This window comes from Dyella sp. M7H15-1 (assembly GCF_004114615.1).
Taxonomy (GTDB): domain Bacteria; phylum Pseudomonadota; class Gammaproteobacteria; order Xanthomonadales; family Rhodanobacteraceae; genus Dyella_B.
In genome coordinates, this window is the sequence record NZ_CP035300.1 from 1391535 (window position 1) to 1414981 (window position 23447).

Annotated in this window: 17 protein-coding genes and 8 tRNA genes; 3 read left to right on the top strand and 22 right to left on the bottom strand. The window is 58.3% G+C overall.

The features are described 5' to 3' along the window. Positions 1-8: 8 nt before the first annotated feature. Entirely contained in the window at positions 9-686 is a 678-nt protein-coding gene (locus EO087_RS06640) for a methyltransferase domain-containing protein (protein ID WP_128898185.1), read from the bottom strand. A 263-nt stretch (positions 687-949) separates the two neighbouring features. Here EO087_RS06640 and gloB point away from each other — a divergent pair, with 263 nt between their 5' ends. Together gloB and EO087_RS06650 are read left to right on the top strand one after the other, a co-directional pair. Next, positions 950-1714, top strand: a complete 765-nt coding sequence (gene gloB, locus EO087_RS06645) for a hydroxyacylglutathione hydrolase (RefSeq protein ID WP_128898186.1) — start codon at positions 950-952, stop codon at positions 1712-1714. Further along, on the top strand, positions 1711-2970 hold the full coding sequence (locus tag EO087_RS06650; protein ID WP_240669152.1) for a LysM peptidoglycan-binding domain-containing protein: 1260 nt from the start codon (positions 1711-1713) through the stop codon (positions 2968-2970). The genes gloB and EO087_RS06650 overlap by 4 nt, the downstream gene beginning before the upstream one ends. Before the next feature lie 79 nt (positions 2971-3049). Here EO087_RS06650 and EO087_RS06655 read toward each other — a convergent pair whose 3' ends face one another. The 21 genes from EO087_RS06655 to EO087_RS06760 form a co-directional block, all read right to left on the bottom strand. Continuing rightward, positions 3050-4960 carry a SurA N-terminal domain-containing protein gene (locus tag EO087_RS06655; protein ID WP_128898187.1) on the bottom strand — a complete coding sequence of 637 codons (1911 nt, stop codon included), beginning with the start codon at positions 4958-4960 and terminating at the stop codon, positions 3050-3052. 90 nt (positions 4961-5050) lie between these two features. Further along, a tRNA-Asp gene (locus tag EO087_RS06660) sits at positions 5051-5127 on the bottom strand. A 6-nt stretch (positions 5128-5133) separates the two neighbouring features. Then, positions 5134-5208: transfer RNA gene (locus EO087_RS06665), tRNA-Val, on the bottom strand. A gap of 17 nt (positions 5209-5225) precedes the next feature. Continuing rightward, the gene (locus EO087_RS06670) at positions 5226-5498 is read right to left on the bottom strand and encodes an HU family DNA-binding protein (RefSeq protein ID WP_128898188.1); all 273 of its coding nucleotides are present in this window, start codon (positions 5496-5498) and stop codon (positions 5226-5228) included. Between the two features lie 333 nt (positions 5499-5831). After that, positions 5832-8360: an endopeptidase La gene (lon, locus tag EO087_RS06675; protein ID WP_128898189.1), complete on the bottom strand. Its 2529-nt coding sequence runs from the start codon at positions 8358-8360 to the stop codon at positions 5832-5834. A gap of 179 nt (positions 8361-8539) precedes the next feature. Further along, complete coding sequence (gene clpX / locus EO087_RS06680; RefSeq protein WP_128898190.1) at positions 8540-9841, bottom strand: ATP-dependent Clp protease ATP-binding subunit ClpX; 1302 nt, start codon at positions 9839-9841, stop codon at positions 8540-8542. A 183-nt stretch (positions 9842-10024) separates the two neighbouring features. Continuing rightward, the gene (clpP, locus tag EO087_RS06685; RefSeq protein WP_128898191.1) at positions 10025-10654 is read right to left on the bottom strand and encodes an ATP-dependent Clp endopeptidase proteolytic subunit ClpP; all 630 of its coding nucleotides are present in this window, start codon (positions 10652-10654) and stop codon (positions 10025-10027) included. An 81-nt stretch (positions 10655-10735) separates the two neighbouring features. Further along, entirely contained in the window at positions 10736-12028 is a 1293-nt protein-coding gene (gene tig, locus EO087_RS06690; protein WP_128898192.1) for a trigger factor, read from the bottom strand. Between the two features lie 80 nt (positions 12029-12108). Continuing rightward, positions 12109-12194: transfer RNA gene (locus EO087_RS06695), tRNA-Leu, on the bottom strand. A 360-nt stretch (positions 12195-12554) separates the two neighbouring features. After that, positions 12555-13313, bottom strand: coding sequence for a choice-of-anchor tandem repeat GloVer-containing protein (locus EO087_RS06700; protein ID WP_343133208.1), 759 nt, complete (start codon positions 13311-13313; stop codon positions 12555-12557). A 1581-nt stretch (positions 13314-14894) separates the two neighbouring features. After that, positions 14895-14970 (bottom strand) — tRNA-Lys (locus EO087_RS06710). Between the two features lie 28 nt (positions 14971-14998). Further along, a tRNA-His gene (locus tag EO087_RS06715) sits at positions 14999-15075 on the bottom strand. Between the two features lie 15 nt (positions 15076-15090). Then, positions 15091-15167: transfer RNA gene (locus tag EO087_RS06720), tRNA-Arg, on the bottom strand. Positions 15168-15189: 22 nt separating this feature from the next. Then, positions 15190-15266 (bottom strand) — tRNA-Pro (locus EO087_RS06725). A gap of 174 nt (positions 15267-15440) precedes the next feature. After that, a tRNA-Arg gene (locus EO087_RS06730) sits at positions 15441-15517 on the bottom strand. A gap of 175 nt (positions 15518-15692) precedes the next feature. Next, the gene (locus EO087_RS06735; protein ID WP_128898194.1) at positions 15693-16496 is read right to left on the bottom strand and encodes an amidohydrolase; all 804 of its coding nucleotides are present in this window, start codon (positions 16494-16496) and stop codon (positions 15693-15695) included. Next, a complete protein-coding gene (locus EO087_RS06740) occupies positions 16484-17629 on the bottom strand; it encodes a pyridoxal phosphate-dependent aminotransferase (RefSeq protein ID WP_128898195.1) in 1146 nt (381 codons plus the stop codon). The genes EO087_RS06735 and EO087_RS06740 overlap by 13 nt, the downstream gene beginning before the upstream one ends. A gap of 65 nt (positions 17630-17694) precedes the next feature. Beyond that, entirely contained in the window at positions 17695-18705 is a 1011-nt protein-coding gene (gene zipA / locus EO087_RS06745) for a cell division protein ZipA (protein ID WP_205744451.1), read from the bottom strand. 11 nt (positions 18706-18716) lie between these two features. Next, positions 18717-22226, bottom strand: coding sequence for a chromosome segregation protein SMC (smc, locus tag EO087_RS06750; RefSeq protein WP_128898196.1), 3510 nt, complete (start codon positions 22224-22226; stop codon positions 18717-18719). 133 nt (positions 22227-22359) lie between these two features. Beyond that, positions 22360-22620 (bottom strand): BolA family protein, encoded by a 261-nt coding sequence (locus EO087_RS06755; protein ID WP_128898197.1) that lies wholly within the window; start codon positions 22618-22620, stop codon positions 22360-22362. Continuing rightward, positions 22617-22919 (bottom strand): YciI family protein, encoded by a 303-nt coding sequence (locus tag EO087_RS06760; protein ID WP_128899841.1) that lies wholly within the window; start codon positions 22917-22919, stop codon positions 22617-22619. Before EO087_RS06760 ends, EO087_RS06755 begins: the two co-directional genes overlap by 4 nt. A gap of 206 nt (positions 22920-23125) precedes the next feature. Between EO087_RS06760 and EO087_RS06765 the strand changes: the two genes are divergently transcribed. Further along, on the top strand, positions 23126-23446 hold the full coding sequence (locus EO087_RS06765; RefSeq protein WP_128898198.1) for a hypothetical protein: 321 nt from the start codon (positions 23126-23128) through the stop codon (positions 23444-23446). Position 23447: the final 1 nt, after the last annotated feature.

Genomic DNA, 23447 nt, shown 5'->3' on the forward strand with positions numbered 1-23447 from the left:
AGTGTTGCTCAACTGACCGAACTGCGCCGTGCACCCGGTGCAAGACCTGCCCGAACAGGTGTCGTCACTGGCTTGGGACGCAACCGTGTGGGCGTACTCATCGGCCCATTCTTGCGCGCAATCAGCACATACCCGCCACCCAGCAGCCTGGACGCTTCGCTACTCCCTTTCGACGCCAACGGCAGTGCACGCCCTACCCTTTGTACCCGCTCGACCTGCAGGTCGGCGCGACGCAGACGAGCGGCGATCTGAATGGGGGACATCGCATGCGAGGCGCTGCCCCGTGTCTGCCATAACCACCAGGGGATCCAGCCGCTGAGGGGATTCATCCCGGTCAGCACAAGCATCCCGCCCGGGGCCAGCACCCGGGAGATCTCTTCCAGAGACAGCGACGCAGGTTCCAACGCATGACGAACCAAGACCAGATCGAAGACCTGATCCAGAAAGGGCAGTGGCTCGGTTGCGCTAGCGTGAATGTCACCCTGAAACCGTCCTTGGGCCAGTCGCAGTGTCACCCACTGACCAAGGTAGGGAGGATTAGGTGGCCTGTCCTGGGAGGCCGCCGAAAGCAACAACGCCCGGCTGCCCGTACAACGGCGCAAGTCCGGGATGTAGGCCACTGCCTCGTCGGCGAGCAGACCAAGCATGGGCGCACTGGCATAAATATCTTGGGTGCGCTGTGGCATGTAAGATGGCCTGTCGCGGGGCGGGCTGGACCCAGAGTTTAGCGGGTGACCCCACAAAGACGAACCTGCACCCAGCCCTATTCGAAAGATATATCTATTAAGGATGCTCTGATCTATTCCACGTCATGCCGGCGACGTGGAATAGATCAGAGCATCCTTAACGCATATCTAACGCCCCCTCACGCCTGGGGTTTTATAGTCCCAAGCTGCGCGCATGCGGGAAGCCTGCGCCAGTCGATACGAAAACAGAGCGGAGAACGCCCTTGCACGTCGTACCGTTACCGGCGCTTGCCGACAACTACATCTGGCTGCTGCATGACAAGAGCAAGCAGGCCATCGTGGTCGACCCGGGCGCAGCCGCTCCAGTCGAGGCTGCGCTCGCTTCGCGCGGGTTGGTGTTGCGTGCCGTTCTGCTGACACATCACCATGCGGATCACATCGGCGGCGCGGGTCGTCTGCGCGACATCTACGACGTTCCCGTCTATGCGCCCGATGACGAGCGCATCGAGGTCGCGACGCACCACGTGAAGGATGGCGAAACCCTGTCGCTGCCACAACCCTCTGCGCGCTTCGACATCATCGCCGTACCAGGACATACGCTAAGCCACATCGTTTACGTCGGTGAAGGTGTGCTGCTGTGCGGAGATACCCTTTTCAGTCTTGGTTGTGGCCGCCTGTTTGAGGGTACGCCAATGCAGATGCTTGCTTCCTTGCAACGTCTTGCTTCGCTACCCGGCGACACCCTGATGTGCTGCGGACACGAATACACGGTTGCGAACGGTCGTTTTGCGCAAACCATAGATCCCGATAACGCTGCACTCCGGCAGCGGCTCGACGAAGTCGCGAAGCTGCGCGCCGATCATCGCCCCAGTGTGCCTGTAACACTGTCGAGCGAATTGGCCTGCAATCCTTTCCTGCGCATAAACAGCGAGAGCGTGATCGATTGGTGTCGCCGGCATGGTGCCGCCAATGATCCAGTGACTCGCTTCGCTGCGTTGCGTTCTGCCAAGGATGCATTCCGCGCATGAAACCGACGCCGCGATTTCTTCCTGCTGTACTTGCCTCGCTACTTGCAGCTTGCGCAACCCCGCCCACCACCGGCCCAACCCACGCACCTGCAACGGTGACACCCACACCGATGCCCTCACCCACACCATCACCGACGGCCGCAACACAGCCGGAAACTGCGCCGCCAGCATCGCAGGCAGACACGGCCAAAGTGTGGGACAGGCTGCGCAACAGCTTCGCGATGTCGGACTGCGATGCAGACCCGCAAATCATGGTCTGGGCGCATCGCTATACGCAGAGTCCACAGCGCTTTGAAACACAGATGAGCCAAGCACTGCCGCAGTTGATCTACGTGCAGCAGGTGGCCGAAAAATACGACGTCGCCGGCGAATTCGCCCTGCTACCTTGGGTGGAAAGTCAATATCGGTCAGTGCCTGGGCATCACAATCTGCCGGCGGGTATGTGGCAGATTGTGTCCAGTACAGCAAAAGTGATTGGCCTGCATGCCAATCACGGCTATGACGGCCGTCTGGACACCGCCGCTTCGACCGACAGCGTCATGCGTATGCTGCGCGACTATCACAACGATCTACACGATTGGCGCCTGGTCGATTACGCCTTCAATCGCGGCGAATTCGGCATGCAACGGCTGGTGCGGCAGCACGGTCTGCCGCCGGATGAACCGGCCATTCCAAAGATGCCGGTACCGCGCGTCACACGCGAGCATCTGACCAAGCTGTTAGCCATTTCTTGCATCGTGCGCGATCCGGAACGCTTCAATGTGGAACTGCCGACGCTTTCGGCTGACCAGCACCTGGAAACGGTTGAAGTCAATCACGGCATGACACTGTCCACCGCAGCCATCCATGCCGGCATGGATGCGGATTCGCTCAAACGACTGAACCCGGCACTGTTGAGCAATACGGTGGATGCCAATACACCCAGACATCGGCTGCTGATGCCACACCGCAATGCCGAACAATTGCGCACGGCAATGCAGATGGCGAACGACCAGGACATGACAGCCAGCCTGTCTGGCATCAACAACCCACCGCCACCTTCTCTCTTTGCGGATCAACCGACGATCACGGATGAGAGTACCCAGACCTTTTCCAACAAAACGCGCCACGCCCGCACCCACACGGTGCGCAATGGCGAAAATCTCTGGCAGATCGCGAAGAACTATTCCACCAGCGTCAGCAAGATCGAGCGCCTGAACCATCTGCACGGCAAACCGCTCAAGCTCGGACAGGTGCTCAAGCTCGATTCACCCTGAATCCCCTGCTCGCGCCCAGCTGCTAGACTGCTAAGACGACTCCTTGGGGACCGCCTTTTTATAGGCACGACCTCGCCAGTTACATACGATCCTTGGCGATCTGAATCTTGGTCTTGGTCTTCAGCATATCGACGAAGCCCTGGGTTTCCACACCACCATAAGCTTGCACCATCTGGCGATAGAGCTGACGCCGATCGTCATCAGTGAGCTTCGACAAGTCGCCACCTTCCACCTTGTCGAACGCAAGCACCGCGTAAGAGCCATGATCCAGCGCCACATCTGCGAACTGCGGCTTGCCATCAGTCATCGGATGTGGCATCACGAAAACCTTGTCGAGCAAGGCTTGCGGAACACCCTGCTGCACGCGCTGTGCCTGATTGACCGTTTGCACATTCGCATGTTCGGCCTGGGCCAGCGTCATGATGTCCTCACCCTTGCCCAATCGCTGGACCAGCACGTCGGCCTTCTCTTGCGCCGCGCTGGCAATGCGTTCGTCCAGAATTTTCCGCACGATCGCATCATGCACTTCGGCAATCGGCTTAGGGGATGCCGGTACGTGTTTGTCCACGCGCAGCACGACCGAATCCGTCTTGCCCAGGTCGACTAGGTTGGAGTTGTTGCCGGAATTCAACACGTCATTGGAAAACGCGGCCGCGATCACTTTCGGATTGGCAGCAATGCCCTCGCCACCCGTGCGGCTGAACAGCGATGTTTCCTTGACCTGCAACTGCAAAGCCTGCGCAGCTGACTCCAATGAGCCTGGATTCTGCGAGGTCAGGTCGGTCATCTTGCCCGCGGCGTCGTTGTAAGCACGGTCGTGATCGGCCGAGGTGGCTTCCTTCACAAGCTGGTCGCGCACTTCTTCAAATGGCTTGGTCTGACCACTTCGGACGTCACGCAGATAGATGATGTGATAGCCCTCGTCGGATAGCACCGGCTTGGAAATCTGGCCTTTCTGCAAGGCAAACATAGTCGATTCGAACACTGGGTTGGTTACACCCTTCTGCAGCCAGCCGAGATCGCCACCAGCGAGCTTCGAACCCACGTCGTCCGAATTCTGTTGCGCCAGCTTGGCGAAGTTTTCCGGGGTGGCCTGGGCGGCAATCTTTTCGGCCTTCTCCAGCGCGACCTTCTGCTGATCCGGCGTGGCGTTTTTCGGCACATTGATCAGAATGTGCGAAACCTCGCGCTGCTCTGGCAAGCCGAAACGGGCAATTTCATCCTGGTAGCGCTTCTTCAATTCTTCGTCGGTAGGTTGCGGAGCTTTCGACTTCAGGTCGGCTGCTTTCACCTCGATGTACTTCAGCGACACCCGTTCCGGATTCATGAAATCCGCCTGATGCGTCTTGTAGTAATCCTGCACTTGCGCGTCCGTTACCTGGCTGTCTGTCGGCGTCTGGCGCGGTAGCACGACATAGCGGAACGTTCGGCGCTGCAGTTTGATGTCCAGATAGCGATCGATATCGGCCTGGGTGACGATGGTGCTGCCGCTGATGGCATCCGGCAGCAGGCTGCTTTCCAACGAGGTGCGGATATTGTTCTGGAACATGTCCGGTGTCATGCCTGCAGCGGCAAGTTGCGCGCGGTACATGTCGGCACTGAACTGGCCATCGACCTGGAACGCCGGGTTCGAGGCGATGGTATCGCGCAGAGCCTGATCCGACACCCGCATGCCGAGGTCTTCATTGGCTTGCAGCAGCACTTGCTGGGCGATCAATTGATCCAGGATCTGCTGCTTGAATTCGGGCTTGTCGAAAACGCTCGCGTCGAACTGGTCACCCATCTGCGCACGCTGCTGCTGACGAATGCGGTTGATTGTGTCTTGATAATGCTGCTGATCGATCTCGCGTTTGCCGACCTTGGCGACGAAGGATTCAACCTGCGAGCTGAAGTAACCCTCGATGCCGAAGAATGACATCGCAAATACGGCGATGCCCAGCACCACAATGGCTGGCCACCCTTGCATTTTGTCGCGTAGTGATTGCAGCATAGATCTTCCCGCGATGGTGTTGGCGCGTTGCCGCGCATGTTCGATATGTCCTAAACAACAAGGGCGCCACGGGGGCGCCCTTGCAAACCGTGGCGGAGCGGACGGGACTCGAACCCGCGACCTCCGGCGTGACAGGCCAGCATTCTAACCGACTGAACTACCGCTCCACATACTGGTGGGCGCTGTAGGGATCGAACCTACGACCCTCGCCTTGTAAGGGCGACGCTCTACCGCTGAGCTAAGCGCCCGCAACCAAATCGGCCGTTTAGTTTACGGCGTCCTTGAGTCCCTTGCCAGCCTTGAACGCTGGAATCTTCGAAGCGGCGATCTTGATCTCTTCATTGGTGCGAGGATTGCGACCAGTACGGGCAGCGCGCTCGCGAACGGTGAAGGTACCGAAGCCGACGACCGCCACGTCTTCGCCACTCTTTAGAGCCTTTTGCACCGTCTCGAAAAAGGCTTCGAGCGCACGGCCGGCATCAGCCTTGGTCAGTTCGGCGTGTTCGGCAACGGCATTGATCAGATCGGTTTTATTCATTGAGTTACTCCCTTAAACAGGTATTCGGCCCGCGGATAGGTTGGGGACGGGACAACGCAGGAAAGGATCGGAAGGATTCTATGGAAGGCGTTGCCACGCGATCCCGCATCACTGTGCATACTGACGCAGCCTCAGGATGGCGGTGAGCCTTTATACCAGCGCCCCCCGAGGTCCGCAACACAAGCTATACCAACGCTTTGCATGGTATTCAGATGTATACGACGGGCACCACAACATACCGTGCAAGCGTTGCTTGGCAATGGTGTGGCTTGGTGTGAAACGGGCGACACATAAAACGTGTCGCCCGTCGCAATCACAACAAAGTCAGTGCACTTAGTGCGTGCGCGTAGGTGCTTCGGCCGCCTCTTCGTGCGAAGTAGTCTCTGCCGATGCCGCAGCGGGCTCCGCCTCCTCCTTGGCAGATAGTGGTTGCAGTGGACGCTCGAGCGCAATATCCAATACCTCATCGATCCAGCGCACCGCATGGATATCCAGCGACCCAGTGATGTTTTCCGGAATATCCGCAAGATCCTTGCGGTTCTCGTCCGGAATGATCACGGTGGTGATGCCTCCGCGATGAGCTGCAAGCAGCTTTTCCTTTAAGCCTCCGATGGGCAGTACGCGACCGCGCAGAGTGATCTCACCCGTCATGGCGACCTCGGAGCGCACTGGCACCTTGGTCAAGGCGGATACGAGTGCCGTACACATGGCAATACCCGCGCTGGGACCATCCTTGGGCGTGGCACCTTCCGGCACGTGGATATGCAAGTCCAATTTCTCATGGAAGTCCGGATCGATGCCGAAGCGGGCGGCACGCGCGCGCACCACCGACAATGCGGCCTGGATCGATTCCTTCATGACATCGCCAAGCTGGCCGGTGTGCACCTGGCGCCCCTTGCCGGGCACGATCGATGCTTCGATGCTGAGCAGATCGCCACCGACCTGGGTCCAGGCCAAACCCGTCACTAGCCCCACTTCGTTCTGCAGTTCCTTACGACCGAAGTCGAAGCGGCGCACGCCGAGGTAATGATCCAGATTGTCAGAGTTGACCCGTACCTTACCGAGCACGGCCTTGATTTTGCCTTTCTTGGTTTCCGCAGACTTGGCTTTCTCGGCGACAACCTTGGTTTTCTCCATAGCCTTCTTATGCTCACCCAGCGTGAGTTGCTTAACCACCTTGCGGCAGATTTTGGAGATCTCACGCTCAAGATTGCGAACACCCGATTCGCGCGTGTAGTAACGCACGATGTCGCGCACAGCCTCTTCGTCGACGCTGATTTCGTCCGGCTTCAGACCGTTGGCTTTGATCTGCTTGGGCAACAGATATTTCTGTGCAATGGCGAGTTTTTCGTCTTCGGTGTAACCGGGGATACGAATGACTTCCATGCGATCCAGCAACGGACCAGGAATGTTGAGCGAGTTAGCCGTCGCAATCCACATCACTTCGGAAAGGTCGAGATCGACTTCCAAATAATGATCGTTGAACGCGTGGTTCTGCTCCGGATCGAGCACTTCCAACAGCGCCGATGACGGATCGCCGCGAAAATCCATCGACATCTTGTCGATCTCGTCCAGCACGAACAGCGGATTTTTGCTACCGACTTTGTTCATGTTCTGCACGATACGACCTGGCATCGAACCGATATAGGTACGGCGATGACCACGAATTTCCGCCTCATCGCGTACGCCACCCAGGCTCATGCGAACGAACTTGCGATTGGTCGCCTTGGCAATCGATTGGCCAAGCGAGGTCTTACCCACACCCGGCGGGCCGACGAGACAAAGAATGGGACCCTTCATAGCGCTGACGCGCTGCTGCACAGCGAGGTATTCAAGGATGCGTTCCTTGACCTTCTCCAGACCAAAATGATCGGCATCTAGCACGTCCTGTGCGAGCGCGAGATCTTTGCGCACTTTGCTGCGCTTTTTCCACGGCACGCCGATCAGCCAATCTAGATAGTTGCGCACCACCGTAGCTTCGGCGGACATCGGCGACATCTGTTTGAGCTTGCCGAATTCCTGGCGCGCTTTGGCCAGCACCGGCTTGGGCATGCCAGCATCTTCGATCTTCTTTTGCAGCTCTTCGATTTCGTTCGGGCCATCCTCACCCTCGCCCAACTCTTTCTGGATGGCCTTCATTTGTTCATTGAGGTAGTAGTCACGCTGACTCTTTTCCATCTGCGACTTCACCCTGCCGCGGATGCGCTTTTCCACCTGTTGCAGATCGATCTCGCCATCGACCAGGCCAATCAACAATTCAAGCCGTTGACCGACATCGGCCGTTTCCAGCACGCGTTGCTTGTCGGACATGCGCACAGTGAGATGTGCCGCAATGGAGTCGGCAAGACGCGAGGGATCATCGATGCTCGACAAGGTTGCCAGCACCTCCGGCGGCAGCTTGCGGCTCTGTTTGACCAGTTGCTCGAACAGCGAGATCAAGGTGCGCGATACGACATCCAGCTCGCGCTCTTTCACACTGTAGACGGGCTCGATCACACGCGAGCGTGCAGTAAGCATGCCGGCGTCATCGTGATATTCCTCGATCACCACGCGCGACTGGCCTTCGACCAGCACCTTCACGGTACCGTCAGGCAATTTCAACAATTGCAACACACCTGCAAGTGTGCCGACTTGGTGAAGGTCCTTGACCGCAGGATCATCGATATCGGGGCTCTTCTGAGCCACCAGCAGGATCTGGCGCTCGCCTTCCATCGCACGTTCAAGCGCGCGCATGGATTTGTCACGGCCGACAAACAGCGGAATCACCATGTGTGGATAGACCACAACATCGCGCAGGGGTAGCACCGGCAGCGCATCCAGAAGGGTGCCAATGGCGGCAGGACTTGCGGCAATTTTTACCATCGCTGGAATTCTCTCGCGAAAAATGAGCCTTTCAACCCCGACACTGCGCCGAGGTCACTGTCTCGTCAAGTGGAGGCGATGTGGCTGGCACTCAAGTGCCCGCCAAGCAACGAAAAACACGCGGCCCCGGCAGTTGCCCGCCAGGGCCGCGGAATGCGGACTCTGTAACAATCAGATGATCAAGCTGCGGCGTCGCCGCTTTCGCTGCTGATCCTCGGTTGCTGCTGCAAGCTTCCGCGATAGATCAGGTAGGGTTCGGCCTGCCCTTCGATCACTGCGTCATCCACCACTACCTTGCTGACGTGTTCCAGCGACGGTAGTTCGTACATCGTGTCGAGCAGTACTTGTTCAAGGATGGTGCGCAAACCACGCGCACCCGTCTTGCGCTTAAGTGCTTTGCGTGCGACGGCTTGCAGTGCCTCTGGACGGAATTCCAACTCGACGCCTTCCATATCGAACAGTTTGCGAAACTGTTTCGTGACGGCGTTGCGCGGTTCGGTGAGGATTTTAACCAATGCAGATTCGTCGAGTTCGTCCAGTGTAGCCACAACAGGCAGACGGCCGACGAATTCCGGAATCAGGCCGAAGCGCACCAGATCCGCCGGCTCGACTTCTGCTAGAACCTTGCCAAGATTTTCCGTGCGTTCCTTCGAACGTACCTCAGCCGAGAAACCGATGCCCGTTGTTTCGGAGCGCTGCTGGATAACTTTTTCCAGACCTGCAAAGGCGCCACCGCAGATGAACAGGATGTTCTTGGTATCAACCTGTAGGAATTCCTGCTGCGGGTGCTTGCGACCGCCCTGCGGGGGCACCGAAGCGAGCGTGCCTTCGATAAGCTTCAGCAACGCCTGCTGCACACCTTCGCCGGACACGTCGCGAGTGATCGATGGGTTTTCGCTCTTGCGCGAGATCTTGTCGATTTCGTCAATGTAAACGATGCCCGATTGCGCCTTCTCGACATCGTAGTCGCACTTCTGCAATAGCTTTTGGATAATGTTTTCGACGTCCTCGCCCACGTAACCCGCTTCGGTCAGCGTGGTAGCGTCGGCGATCGTGAACGGAACGTTGAGCAAGCGCGCAAGCGTTTCCGCCAGTAGTGTCTTGCCCGAACCGGTCGGGCCGATAAGCAGAATATTGGACTTGCCCAGCTCGATATCGTCGCTGCGTTGGCGAGACTCCATCCGCTTGTAATGGTTGTAGACTGCAACGGCGAGTGCTTTCTTGGCGCGCGTCTGCCCGACCACGTACTGGTCGAGGGTCTCCATGATTTCCTTGGGCTTGGGCAACTGGCTACGCCCGGAGGCGGCCTTTTCTTCCAGCTCCTCACGGATGATGTCGTTACACAGCTCCACACACTCGTCGCAGATGAACACGGACGGACCCGCGATCAGCTTACGTACTTCATGTTGGCTCTTGCCGCAGAAGGAGCAGTAAAGAATCTTGCCGCTGTCATTGGAACGGCCCTGCCGCTCGTCGCTCATTCGTTTGATCCTGCTGGTAAATCCCGGTTACGGGTCGAGAATAGCACAGGGTTCCGAGTCCGCACCCGGATGCGGAACCCACGCATGCCTAAAATTAGAGCCTGTCTGCGATCTCCCCATGGCGGCCGCTCGGCACAACACGGGCTATGCGCAGATCGCAAACAGGCTCTAAATCGGCCCAAATCAGGCGGATTTGACCGTTTCGACCGCACGGCGGTCCAGAACGGCGTCGATCAAGCCATATTCCTGGGCTGCCTCAGCGCTCATAAAGCGGTCACGCTCCATATCGCGCTCGATCTTCTCCAGAAGCTGGCCGGTATGTTGAACGTAGATATCGTTCAGGCGGCGGCGCAGGTACAGGATTTCCTGGGCCTGTATCTCTATATCGGTCGCCTGACCGCGGGCGCCGCCGGATGGCTGGTGGATCATTACACGAGAGTTGGGCAGCGAGTAGCGCTTGCCTTTGGCCCCGGCCATCAGCAGCAACGAAGCGGCGCTGCAGGCCTGGCCGATGCACATGGTGCTGACGTCAGGTTTGACGAACTGCATGGTGTCGTAGATCGCCAATCCGGCAGTCACGGCACCGCCTGGGCTGTTGATATACAAATGGATGTCCTTATCGGGGTTTTCCGACTCCAGGAACAGCATCTGGGCCACGAGCAGATTGGCCACCTGGTCGTTCACTTCGCCGACCAGGAAGATCACACGCTCCTTCAGCAGGCGCGAGTAGATGTCATACGAACGTTCGCCACGAGCGGTCTGCTCGACAACGATCGGCACCAGATTGAGGTTATGGATGGGATCCATGGCCATGCGTGCGATTCTCCGCGTGTGGGGACTGAAGAGCGATTCGTGGGATTGGGTCAGACTATAGCCGGACCTGATCGAATCGTCTCAGGCACCGACCGGGCGCATTACTTCGTCGAAGCTCAGGTTCTGGACGGTGGTCTTGGCGTGATCGGCCACCCACTCCGCTACCTGATCTTCCATGACACGGTTCTGCAGTCCGGACATCAGTTGGGGATCGTCGTTGTACAGTTCAATGACCTTTTCCGGCTCTTCGTAGGTAGAGGCAATCGCGGCGAGCTGTTCGGCCAGACGGGTGCGGTCCAGTTTCAACTGCTGCTTGCGGGCGATTTCGCCCATCAACAGGCCGGCGATCACACGCATACGCGCGGCAGACGCGGCCGAATCAACAAGATGCGCCGTAGGCTGCTGGCCACGCGGTACGCTGCTGGCAGCAAGATTACGCGCTTCAGACTGCACCATCAGGTTCGGTACGTCCAGTTCCTTGTGCGATTCGGCCAGCTTCTCGGCCACCTGGGACTTCAGACGGCCCATCAACGCAGCCTTCAGCTCGCGCTCGAGGTTGGCACGGACCTCCTTGCGGAAGTTGTCCATGTCGCCATCGGCGATGCCGAACAGCTTGATGAACTCGACGTCGACTTCCGGCAGCTTCTGTTCCTGCACCTTCACGATCTTGAAGTTGACTTTGGCGGTCTTGCCCGCGAGCTGGTCATTGCGAAAATCAGCCGGAAACTCGATCTCGGTTTCAAACTCGTCGCCCGCCTTGTGGTCGGTCAGCGCGCTATCCAGCGCCTTGAACAGGGTGCCTGAGCCGATGATGCTGCCCGCGCGCTCCATACCTTCGACGGGGAAGCAGTAGTCGTTAGCGGCAGCGACGTATTCGAACATCACGAAATCACCCTCGACAGAGGCACGTTGGACTTCATCGAAGCTGCGGCGCTGCTGACGCAAGGTTTCGACCATCCTCTCGATGTCGGCGTCGGTGACTTCGGCCACTGGACGGCTGATTTCCAGCACAGCGACGTCGATTTCCGGGAATTCCGGCATCACTTCGAAGGTTGCCGTATAGGCAATTTCACCGTTTTCCGGCTTGCCCGTCGTATCGATCGCCGGGTTGGCAACCGGACGCAGGTTTTCCTTCTCAAAGGCTTCACGCAGCGTGCTGCCGATCAGGTCCGAAAGCACCTCGCCACGCACCTGCGCGCCGAAGCGCTGCTGGATCACGTAGGCCGGTACTTTGCCAGGGCGGAAGCCCTTCAGGCGCACCGTGCGGCTCATCTCAGCGATGCGAGCACTGACCTGCGTCTCGAACCGCTCAGCGGGAAATTTGACCGTGAGCCTGCGTTCAAGTTTGCCGACGTTTTCAACGGAAAACTGCATGACGTCTCCTGGAATTATCTGTGATGGCTCGTGACTGCGCCGCAGCGGTCTGGCCGCCCGCAAAATCAGCTCAAGGTCGGTGGTGCGAAAGAAGGGACTCGAACCCTTACGGGGGTTACCCGCTGGAACCTAAATCCAGTGCGTCTACCAATTCCGCCACTTTCGCATCGATCCCCAGATTGCAAGCCTCGGATTTCCAACAATTTTCAACGCGTAGCGCCGAAATGCATTGAAAAGCTGTTAGGCCACGACCCTAAGTTGATGATTACCTTATGCCAAGCCCATCATTTTACGGTTGTGTCCGCGGCCAGCACAAGCGCTTGGCGCCTCGGCTGACAGTAATTTCAGACAAACAAAAAGGACCCATAGCAATGCGGGTCCTTTATGAATTCATTCACCGAACACTTCTTCAGCCCATTGCTTTGGATCGATAGTCACCTAGGACCCATTCTTTTTTGAACGAAAGAGCTTGCACTCTAGAGTTCAAGAAAAATTGTGATCGAGAGAGAGCACAGCCAGGGAAACTCTACAGGTTGGTTTCGGGCGTGATCTCAAACACCGTACCGTCCGCGTTGCCAGAGGCATTGCCGCCACCACTATAGGTGGTGCCATACAGATGGCCACTCGCGTCTAGGATAAGTCCAGCCAAGGGAGCGGCTCCATCCCTCTCCCCTGCGAACGCATGGAGCACGCTTTCCGTGTATGTCCCCGACGAAGGATTAAGGGTCAGTTTGAACACGCTGCCATGGTTATGTTGGCCACCGTGTTCTGTCGTGCCATACAGGTTGCCCTGTATATCTTGGAGGAGTTCCGCTTGGGGAAACCCAATCGCACCAAACCTATAAAGCACGCTTTCCGTGTACGCCCCCAAAGCGTTGAGGGTGAGTTTGAACACAGTGCCGACGCCATTGCCACCTTCCGTTGTCGTACCATACAAATTGCCGCTCTTGTCTTGGATGAGTCCGGCAGTGGGCCTAGCTCCATCCGTGACCCCATTCGAACCAAATTCATAGAGCACGCTTTCCGTATATGTCCCCGTGGAAGGATTGAAGGTGAGTTTGAACACAGTGCCTTCATTGCAAACATTGCCACCGTGTTCTGTCGTGCCATACAGATTGCCACGCGCGTCTTGGAGGAGTCCAGCTACAGGAAAGTGTCCGTCGTTAAATCCTTTCGTGCCAAATGTATGGAGCACGCTTTCCGTATATGTCCCCGTGGAAGGATTGAGGGTGAGTTTGAACACGGTACCGACGCCATTGCCACCTTCCGTTGTCGTGCCATACAAATTGCCGCTCGCATCTTAGACGAGTCCTGCATAAGGAAGGGATCCATCCCCCGTCCCCCCGAACGCATAGAGCACGCTTTCCGTGTATGTTCCCGTGGAAGGATTGAGTGTGAGTTTAAACACGGTGCCATAGCCATGGCCACCGGATTCTGTTGTGCCATACAGACTGCCGCGCGTGTCTTGGATAAGTCTCGCCCGGGGATGGGCTCCGTCGCTTCCCGATGCGAATGCATAGAGTACCTTTTCCAGGTATCTCCCTGATCCGGGATTGAAATACACGTTGAACACCGTACCGGCTCCATGGGCACCCTTGAAGCAGGTTGTGCCATACAAATTGCCGCTTGCGTCTCGGAGGAGTCCGGCAGAGGGATTGGCTCCATCGTTGGTGTGCTGGAGCCCAAACGTATACAGCAACCGCTCGGTGGGAGACTGCACCTGTATGGTTTGTCGGGCCAACGTCAACATTGTCGCGCTGAGACTCAAGGCGCCCAGGACACACAGCGCTAACCAACGCCGCGGACATAACGGATAACGATTCATATACCCCTCCCCTAAACGTTAAGCCTGCGATAGCGTGACGGACGAAGCGACAGTGTGAGCTGGTCGGGATGACATTTCACGGGCGGCGATCATCTGCGACTACACATCTACGGCTTGTTGTCACAACCCATGGCGTTCATCGTTTCGTGGTTTGAAGCCTGCAGGGACTCCACAAGGGAGACCCAATGTTATGGCTGACTGGCGTTGCTCGCTGTTGAATGTTTTTGACCAAGTAACCGGACTTCAAGGTGGGGTAGCGATTGAGCTCTACTGTACTCTTCGTGATGGCAGCGTCAATTCAAACAATACCTACGCTGGCGGGGGGCTAAGGCGAAAATCGGCGCGAACTGCGAAAAACCCTTCTCTCGCATGCCTGGAACGGGTCTCGTGAATTGGGCTACACCGCCCTACCCAATCCTTGCGAGGGGTCAAGGGCTTTCGCGAAGACGGTCGCGACGTCTACATCGAGGACGACGTCTATCAGGCCGTCTGGCAGGTGGTCTCAGTCCCGCTACAAGACGCCATGGACCTGGCCTATCTCACCGGCCAGCGGGTCGCCAACACCCTCCGAATGGACGAGCGGGATGTCCGCGAAGGTTTTCTGCACGTTAAACAAGGGAAAACCGGGGGCGCGTCGCCGCATCGAGATCGCCAGCAAGCTGGTGGTCGAACTCCTGGCCCGGATCCACTGCCCGCAAAGCCTCCTACGTGGCCCAACCCACCTGACTGATCGTCACCGAGGATGGCCAGCCGCTCACTCACGGCGGCCTACGTCGCGCATTCGACCGGGCGCGTAGTCAGCCGGGGCTGAGAAGGCCGTCTTCCAGTTCCGCGACCTGCGTGCAAAGGCCGGCACCGACAAAGCCGACGACATTCGCCAGTCCCAGCAGCAGCTGGGACACTCCTCAGTGACGATGACGGAGCACTATGTCCGGCAGCGCCGCGGCGCGAAAGTGACCCTGACAAAGTAAAAATTGCGGAACAGATAGGGAATTGCGGAACAAAAAAGCACCTAGGGGTTACCTAAGTGCCTGTCTGAATTGGTGGGCCGTCAAGGATTCGAACCTTGGACCAATTGATTAAGAGTCAACTGCTCTACCAACTGAGCTAACGGCCCTGAAAAACTCGTTTTTAATCTTGCAAATTGGGGTGGACGATGGGACTCGAACCCACGACAACCGGAATCACAATCCGGTACTCTAACCAACTGAGCTACGCCCACCGTAACCTAAGTATCTGGCGCGCCCGACAGGAATCGAACCTGCAACCGTCGGCTTAGAAGGCCGATGCTCTATCCGGTTGAGCTACAGGCGCTTGACTGAAGCATAACACCTGCTGGTCGGGGCAGAGGGATTCGAACCCACGACATCCAGCTCCCAAAGCTGGCGCTCTACCAGGCTGAGCTATACCCCGATTTTCGAAACCCGGCCAGCTTTCGCGTACCGAAGCTTAGAAATGCTACGGGTGACACTCTGGCCCGTCAATCCGTATCGAACACGCCGGACTTCATTTTTTTGTCCGGCTTGCAAGCAATGCCCCGCCTGCAATGTAAACATGACTCAAACCGACATCATGCTTTTGCGAATATGGCGCGCCCGGAGAGATTCGAACTCCCGACCACCAAGTTCGTAGCCTGGTACTCTATCCAGCTGAGCTACGGGCGCGCAGTACAACCTTCTGCCACCGGCGCCGACCCGACCCGACCTTCGGAAGGCGCTGAAGCAAGAAGCGAAATTATTCAGGTACTGGCCGCAGCCGTCAATACTCTTTGTGATTTTTTTTGAAATATTCTATTCACGCACCTGACAGCAACCCATCGATCCCCGTGGCAATTCGCATTTACATGATGTTGAGCGTGAAATCGTCCGCATCCATCCATGCCGGAAAGCGCTCACGGTGTGCCAACAATGAAGCCGGATCGAGTGACACCGTGATCACCTGTTCCTGAACACCCAACTCGACAAGCGGCTCACCCACTGGATCGATGACCGCACTGTCGCCCGCGTAAGGAAGATCGTTGCCATCCGTACCAACGCGGTTCACGCCGATGACGTAGGCCAGATTTTCGATCGCACGAGCACGCAGCAACGTGCACCAGGGTTGTCGACGCGGAGCAGGCCAATTGGCAACGAAAAAAGCCAGGTCGTAATCCATGCCGCCCGCCGCCGATTCAAGCCGACGATTACGCAACCACACCGGAAAACGCAGGTCGTAGCAGACCTGCGGTAAGATTCGCCAGCCCTTCAGCTTCACGATCAGGCGCTCGGAGCCGCCTCCATAACGCAAGTGCTCGCCCGCCATGCGGAACAAATGACGCTTGTCGTACTGCGCAAAACTGCCATCCGGCCGCGCCCAGATCAATCGGTTGTAAACTTTGTCGCCTTCGCGAATGGCAAGGCTACCCGTAACAACCGCATTGACCTCGCCAGCCAATGCACGCATCCACGCCACACCTTTGCCGTCCATGCCTTCGGCAGCATGACTCGTGTCATTACTGAAGCCGGAAAGAAAGGTTTCCGGCAACACGATCAGGTCACTTTGCCCGGCTACGCGACGTAGCAGTGAACCGTAATACTCGCGATTGGCGGGCGCATCGTGCCAGCGCGTGGCGCCTTGCACGAGGGAAACATTCAGAGTTTGCATAGACGCTCTGCTGCGGCATCCATAGTGGCATCGCTCTTGGCGAAGCACAGGCGCACCAGGCGCGTACCTGGTGCTTTTTCATAGAACGGCGTGAGCGGAATGGCAGCCACCCCACCCTCTTTCACCAGCCATTCGCAGAACGCGAGATCGTCTTCGTCGCGGATGGCTGAATAATCCACCAACTGAAAATAACCACCCGGCACATCCAGCAACGTCAGGCGCGATGGTGCGAGCAGGCTGCGGAAACGATCGCGCTTGGCCTGATAGAAGCTCGACAGTTCCAGATAATGCTCCGGCGTGCTGGCAAGAAACTCGGCAAACGCCGCCTGTGCGGGATGGAAGGTGGAGAAAGTCAGGTATTGATGCACCTTGCGGAATTCCGCCGACAAATGGGGAGGCGCCACCGCATAGCCCACTTTCCAGCCGGTGCAATGGAACGTCTTGCCAAAACTCGACACCACGATGCTGCGCGCCGCCAGTTCCGGATGACGCAGCACGCTCTCGTGTGCCGCGCCGTCGTACACGATGTGCTCATACACTTCATCCGACAGCACGACGATGGGCGTGTCGCGCACGATGGCGGCAAGCTCTTCCAGATCTGCCGACGACAACACGGCACCCGATGGGTTATGCGGGCTGTTGATGAGGATCATTCGCGTTTTCGGCGTAGTCGCATCACGCACGCGCTGCCAATCGATTGAAAAGCTCGGCACAGTCAGCGGTACATGCACGGCACGCGCACCTTGCAGATCAATGGCAGGCTCATAGGAATCGTAAGCTGGATCGAACACGATCACTTCATCGCCAGCGCGCACTAGCGCCGCAATCGCCGCAAACAGCGCCTCGGTCGCACCGGAAGTGACCGTGACATCACTTTCGGGACTGATCTTATGAGCATAAAGCCGCGCAGTCTTCAATGCGATCTGCTCGCGCAGCGCCACCGTACCGATGCTGGACGCGTATTGATTGAATCCGTTCGACATGGCCCGATCGATGGCATCACGCAATGCTTGCGGTGGTTCGAAATCAGGAAAACCCTGACCCAGGTTGACCGCCTTGTGCTGCACGGCTAGATGGCTCATCACGCTGAAGATAGTGGTACCTACTTTCGGAAGCTTGGATTCGACGGTCATGAGCGGCAGTATGGATGTCCAAACGAGACGAGAAGACTAGCATGGCACCCAGTAAGACTGTCATCTCAGCGACCGAAGCGGATCTCGCCACCATCATGGTCACGATCCCAGCCACGCAGTTCGTCGCGAATATGCGCAATGCGCTGCCGACCGAGTGCATTGCGCTCCTCGTCAAGCACTTGACCATCGAGCAGTTCTGCCAGCCGCTGTGCCGTTGGCAGCATCGCATCCCAGGCATCCAGCGCAGTGACCGGGCCCGGCAGCGCCATGAAGAAACTGAGGCCAGGCGTACGCAGCGCGTCGACGCGCGTAAGATCGAAGCTACCCGGCTTGAGCATGTTGGCGACGCTGAAGATCGACCCGACTTCGCGCTTGCCGTCAACCAGTCGGTGATAGATGCCCATGTCGCCGTACTCCAGACCCGCCTTCTCAGTGGCCACGATGAGATCGGCACCATGGAAGAAATGGTCTTCACGGGCCACCACGAACAAGCTGACGATACGTTCGACCGGCACCTGCGACGGGCGCTTGCCGAGGTCGGAGCGAGGCGGAATCCGTGGTGCTGGCGTGGGAGCGGACACCGGTGCGGCAGCGGATGTTTCGTGAACATCCGCCGCCACAGACGGCGCATGAGCAACTGGCTTCGCTACCGACTCCGACGGCGCTATGGGCTGCGAGGGAGCACGTAATATGTCGACAATCGAGGCGGCATGACCGGTCGGCTTGGGCATCTGCACGGTGCTATGACCATGGCGTTGATCCGCCAAGGTAGCCCCCAGTTTTTCCAGCTCTTCGCGCAACCCCACGTCCAGCTCACCTTGCTGGGGGGCTGTTTCCGAAAACAGCAAATCGTGCCGATCGTCGCCAATATCTCTGAAAACATCATCCTCGCCGGGCGATCCACCCAGCGTCGGCTCGCGGCGTTCCACACTCGGCTCTGGTGCGGGACGGCGCTTGCCCTGCTCTTTCTTAGGTTCGCCGAACAGCCACACCAGCATCAGCACGATGATGCCAATGATCATGAGCGGGATGCCCACCCATGGATTCCACGCAAAAGCCAACTCGATTCCAGACATGATGTAACTCCTCAAGCGGCGCCAGCCAGCTTGGCCGCTTCGGCAAGGTCAACCTGCACAAGACGCGAAACACCTGGCTCACGCATGGTAACGCCGCAGAGCTGGCTGGCCGCTTCCATGGTGGCCTTGTTGTGACTGACGAAGATGAACTGCACCTTTTCGCTCATCTCGCGCACCATGTTGGAGAAACGGCCCACATTCGCCTCGTCGAGCGGCGCATCCACTTCGTCCAGCAAACAGAAAGGCGCCGGGTTCAGGGCGAAGATGGCGAACACCAGCGAAACTGCCGTCAACGCCTTTTCACCACCGGACAGCAAGGTGATGTTCGATACGCGCTTGCCCGGCGGGCGGGCCATGATCGAAACGCCCGTGCTGAGCAGATCGTCACCGGTAAGCTCCAGATAGGCATGCCCACCACCGAACAGGCGCGGGAACAATTCCTGTACACCGGCATTGACACGATCGAAGGTTTCCTTGAAACGCTGGCGGGTTTCGCGGTCGATCTTCTTGATCGCATTCTCCAGCGTTTCCATCGCGCTGGTCAGGTCAGTGAGCTGATTGTCGAGGTAGGTCTTGCGCTCGCTTTGCTCAGCGTGCTCTTGAATAGCAGCCAGGTTGACTGGCTCCAGACGAGCGATCTTCTGGCCGAGATCGGCAAGCTGCTGACGCCACTGCGTAGCATCGATATCTTCAGCGAGTTCGGACAGCAAGGTTTCCAGATCCAGGCCGGAGGCCGCAATCGCTTCGGCAAGCTGGTCGGCACGCATCTGCAACGCCTGCGCAGCGAGCTTCTGTTCGGATACTTTCTCGCGCAGCCCGGATAGCTCCTGCTCAAGATTGTGACGCTGCTGCTCCAGTTTGCGCAATTCGATATCGCAATCTTCTAACGCGCGACGTGCATCAACGAGCTGGCGATCGACCAGCAGGCGTTGATCAAGATAGGTCTGACGCTCGGCTTCCAGCTCGGCAATCGGATCAGCGCCCGCTTCGAGCTGTTCGGCAATTTCGATGCGGCGTGCTTCGATCACGCGAACCTGACTGTCCATACGCGCCAACGCTTGCTCAAGCGAGGTCCGCGAAGAACGCTTGGATTCCAGGCTCAACGCCAATGCATGCGCCTGGTCCGCGGCCTCGCGGGCGTTCATGCGCGCTTCTTCACGCGCTTCCAGCAGGGCGCGCCGTTCGTTCTCCAACTCGCGGCGCTGGTCTTCCAGATCGCCCATGTTGTTGACCGATTCGTCCAGACGTGCGCGCGCATCGCGCGTTTGTACTTGCAACTCGTCCATCTGTTCGATCAGCGTGGTGATCTCGCCGGCCACTTTTTCGGCACGGGCCCGGGCGGTTTCCACCTTGCCGTGATGACTCTGCAACTGCCCGGCCAGTTCGGACTGACGACGATGCGCGTTGTACAGCTCGCGTTGTGCGTCGTCGCGGGCACGCTCGGCCTCGAACTTGCTGGTGCGCAAGGTATCCATCCGCGCAGTGGCTTCTTCGATCTGCGCCTCAAGCGACTCGATCTGTTCAGTCAGTACACGAATCTCGCGTTCGCGTGCCAGCACGCCGACCTGATTGCCTTGCGCACGACGCACACGAGCCCAGCCCGGCCCCAGCCACTCGCCCGTCCGGGTAATCACCGACTGATACGGTGCCAAGGCTGAAAGTTCAGAGACGCGACGATGGGCTTCATCGATCGCTTCGGCAATCAGCACGTGACCGAGAATGGCCATCGCCGAAGCCGGACCACGCACATACGCGGCTAGTGTACCTGCGGTGGAAGCGCCACCCTCGGTCGCATTCAGCAAAGCCACGTCAGCATCTTTAAGCCCAGGGAATTCGCACGCCAGATCATGCGCGCCGTCAACCAATACGCTATCAATAAAACCGGACAGCACGGTTTCGACCGCCGTTTCCCAACCCGCTTCGACTTGCAGCACTTCGCCAAGCCGGCGCTTCTTGTCCAATCCGAACTGCGACAACCACGCGCTGGCCGCGCTTTCTTCCTGCCCCAGCGCAGCATTCTGCAAGGCCTCCAGCGAAGCGAGACGACCGCGCGCCGTCTGCAACTGCTGGCGTGCTTCGTTCAGCACAGCCTGCACCTGCCGCTCTTCGTCCTGCACTTTTTCATAGCTCAGCTTGTGCTGATCGAGCAGGTCACCTAGCGATTCGACGCGCTCACGCTGTGTATCGTGCTCGCTGTGCAACTGTTCGGCAGCAGCATCGAGCGCGGCCACGTTAGTGGCTTTCTGCTCGTTATCCAGGGTTTCCTTGCGCTTGCCTAAATCCATCGACTGGCGATCGAGGTAAGCCAATTTGGTACGTTCGACTTCAGCCGCGCGGCTCGCTTCGCCAGCCGTGCGCGTATAGGTATCCCAGCGCGGCTGCCAATCGGCCAGCTTGGTTTCCGTTTCGCGCTGGGCATCCGCCGTTTCATCCTGCATCTGTTGCAGGGCTTCCAGCCTCGGCTCGCCTTCGGACAAGGCCAGGCGCAAGGTTTCAATCTGCTCGCGATCCGTCGCAATGTGCGCGGCAAGTTCACCGTGTTCGCGCTCGGTGTCAGCGTGCACACGCTGCAAACGTTCGGCGGTTTCGCGGTTGTAGCGAACCTGTTGTTCGACACGCGCGATCTCGGCGCCCACCTTGTAGACCTCGGCCTGCACTGTGTTCAGATGTTCGCCGATTTCGGTGTGACGCTCACGCGCACTTTCGATCTGTGATTCGATCTGGCGCTGGGTAGTCATGCGCTTTTCGATTTCAATTTCCGCTGCGGAAAGCCCCTGTCCCTGCCCGTCGTGCTGGCTTTTGAGCCCACGGTATTCCAGCGCGCGCAGTTCGGCTTCCTTGTGGGTTTGTTCTTCCTTGTAAGCCTTCCAGCGTTCGGCGGCACGCGCCTGACGGTTGAAGTGCTCCAGTTGCTTGTCCACCTCGTCGCGCACGTCGCGCACGCGATCAAGATTTTCGCGCGTAGCCTTGATGCGGCTCTCGGTTTCCTTGCGGCGCTCTTTGTACTTGGAAATGCCCGCGGCCTCTTCCAGATGCGTACGCAACTCTTCCGGGTGCGCCTCGATGATCTGGCTGATCATGCCTTGCTCAATGATCGAGTAGCTGCGCGGACCCAAACCGGTACCCAGAAACAGGTCGGTGATGTCGCGGCGGCGGCAACGCGCACCATTGAGGAAGTACGACGACTGCCCGTCGCGCGTCACCTGGCGTTTCACCGAGATTTCCGCGTACTGGGCGTATTCGCCCTGAATGGTGCCGTCGGAGTTGTCGAAGATCAGCTCGACCGTCGCCTGTCCCACCGGCTTGCGCGCATTGGAGCCGGAAAAGATCACGTCAGTGATCGAATCGCCGCGCAAACGGCTGGCCGCACTCTCGCCCATCACCCAGCGAATGGCGTCGATGATGTTGGACTTGCCGCAGCCATTAGGCCCCACCACACCAATCATATTGGTAGGCAGATGCAAGGTGGTCGAGTCGACGAAGGACTTGAACCCGGTGAGTTTGATCGTGGTTAGGCGCATGCAGATCAGCAGCTCAAAAGGTAATGACCCGCGATCGCGGGCGACGGGTCACTGTGCCAAACGCAGGACAGCACCGCAATGCGCTTGGATTCTTGAATGATCCAAACACGTTGATGCAGGGGATTGATGGGGCTCAATCCGGCACCTTGGCGTCGATGGAAAGAGCGTGAATGCCATGGTCCATCAATTCGCCCAGCGCGGCATAGACCAGACGATGCCGCTTGATCGGCAGTGCGCCGGCAAACTCGGTACTGACGATGCGCACGTGGAAATGCCCCTTGCCCTCATTGGCATGGCCTGCATGCTTATAGCCTTCGTCCAGCACTTCCAGTTCCACCGGATGCAGGGCGTCGGTGAGACGTTGACGGATTTCCTCCACCATCGCCGCAGTCATACCGGCAGCACCTTGCGGAAGGGCTTGACGCTGACGCTGGCGTAGACGTTCGCCTCGACGTAGGGATCGGCCTTGACCCATTGCTCCGCCTCGGCCAACGAGGCGAATTCGGCCACGATCAGGCTGCCAGTAAAACCGGCCGGGCCGGGCTGTTCGGCATCGATGGCCGGAAAAGGACCAGCCAGCAGCATGCGGCCTTCTTCCTGCAGTTTGTCCAGGCGGGCCAGGTGAGCGCTGCGAGCCGCAAAGCGGCGCTCAAACGAATCAGGATGATCCGTGCCAACGATGGCGTACCACATAGTGTTGTGCTCCCACATGCAATCCTCGATTTTAGCCGACTGCGGAGGCGTCGATGCGAGGACCTTGACAAGCCCAGGTCCCCAATCACTCGGTTGCCCACGGCGGCATAGGCCATCCGTCATACCCCAGTGTGTGTTGACAGTTTTTGATATGGTGATATAGTTCACTACAACACCGGTCCACGAGCTCACTAAGGAGAGCCGTCATGAAAACACCGAACCCGATCGCTATCACCGCCGCGGTTCTGTTAACCACGGTCAGCCTGGTCGCCCTGAGCCCGAGCATCCCCAAACTCCCCGCCGCCGACATCGATGGCCTGAAGGTCATCAACCTGGCCCCGGTCGAAGTACGTCCCTCTATCGATGACGAGCGGGCAGCCGCCTTGCCGACAACCGCCAGCCTGATCCTGAGCGGTTCGCCGATCGCTCGCCAGACCGAAAGTGGCGCCAGCTTGCTCGGAGCGCAATTGGCCATGCCCTACTATTCGTTCGGCTCCACCAAGCTCGCTGCCATCGACAAGGAATAAA

Coding starts and splice junctions, on each gene's coding strand:
- EO087_RS06735 (WP_128898194.1), bottom strand. CDS start 16,496: ATGCAAACTCTGAATGTTTCCCTCGTGCAAGGCGCCACGCGCTGGCAC.
- EO087_RS06655 (WP_128898187.1), bottom strand. CDS start 4,960: ATGCTGCAATCACTACGCGACAAAATGCAAGGGTGGCCAGCCATTGTG.
- lon (WP_128898189.1), bottom strand. CDS start 8,360: ATGGTAAAAATTGCCGCAAGTCCTGCCGCCATTGGCACCCTTCTGGAT.
- tig (WP_128898192.1), bottom strand. CDS start 12,028: ATGCAGTTTTCCGTTGAAAACGTCGGCAAACTTGAACGCAGGCTCACG.
- EO087_RS06765 (WP_128898198.1), top strand. CDS start 23,126: ATGAAAACACCGAACCCGATCGCTATCACCGCCGCGGTTCTGTTAACC.
- smc (WP_128898196.1), bottom strand. CDS start 22,226: ATGCGCCTAACCACGATCAAACTCACCGGGTTCAAGTCCTTCGTCGAC.
- EO087_RS06650 (WP_240669152.1), top strand. CDS start 1,711: ATGAAACCGACGCCGCGATTTCTTCCTGCTGTACTTGCCTCGCTACTT.
- EO087_RS06760 (WP_128899841.1), bottom strand. CDS start 22,919: ATGTGGTACGCCATCGTTGGCACGGATCATCCTGATTCGTTTGAGCGC.
- clpX (WP_128898190.1), bottom strand. CDS start 9,841: ATGAGCGACGAGCGGCAGGGCCGTTCCAATGACAGCGGCAAGATTCTT.
- zipA (WP_205744451.1), bottom strand. CDS start 18,705: ATGTCTGGAATCGAGTTGGCTTTTGCGTGGAATCCATGGGTGGGCATC.
- clpP (WP_128898191.1), bottom strand. CDS start 10,654: ATGGCCATGGATCCCATCCATAACCTCAATCTGGTGCCGATCGTTGTC.
- EO087_RS06640 (WP_128898185.1), bottom strand. CDS start 686: ATGCCACAGCGCACCCAAGATATTTATGCCAGTGCGCCCATGCTTGGT.
- EO087_RS06670 (WP_128898188.1), bottom strand. CDS start 5,498: ATGAATAAAACCGATCTGATCAATGCCGTTGCCGAACACGCCGAACTG.
- EO087_RS06755 (WP_128898197.1), bottom strand. CDS start 22,620: ATGACTGCGGCGATGGTGGAGGAAATCCGTCAACGTCTCACCGACGCC.
- EO087_RS06740 (WP_128898195.1), bottom strand. CDS start 17,629: ATGACCGTCGAATCCAAGCTTCCGAAAGTAGGTACCACTATCTTCAGC.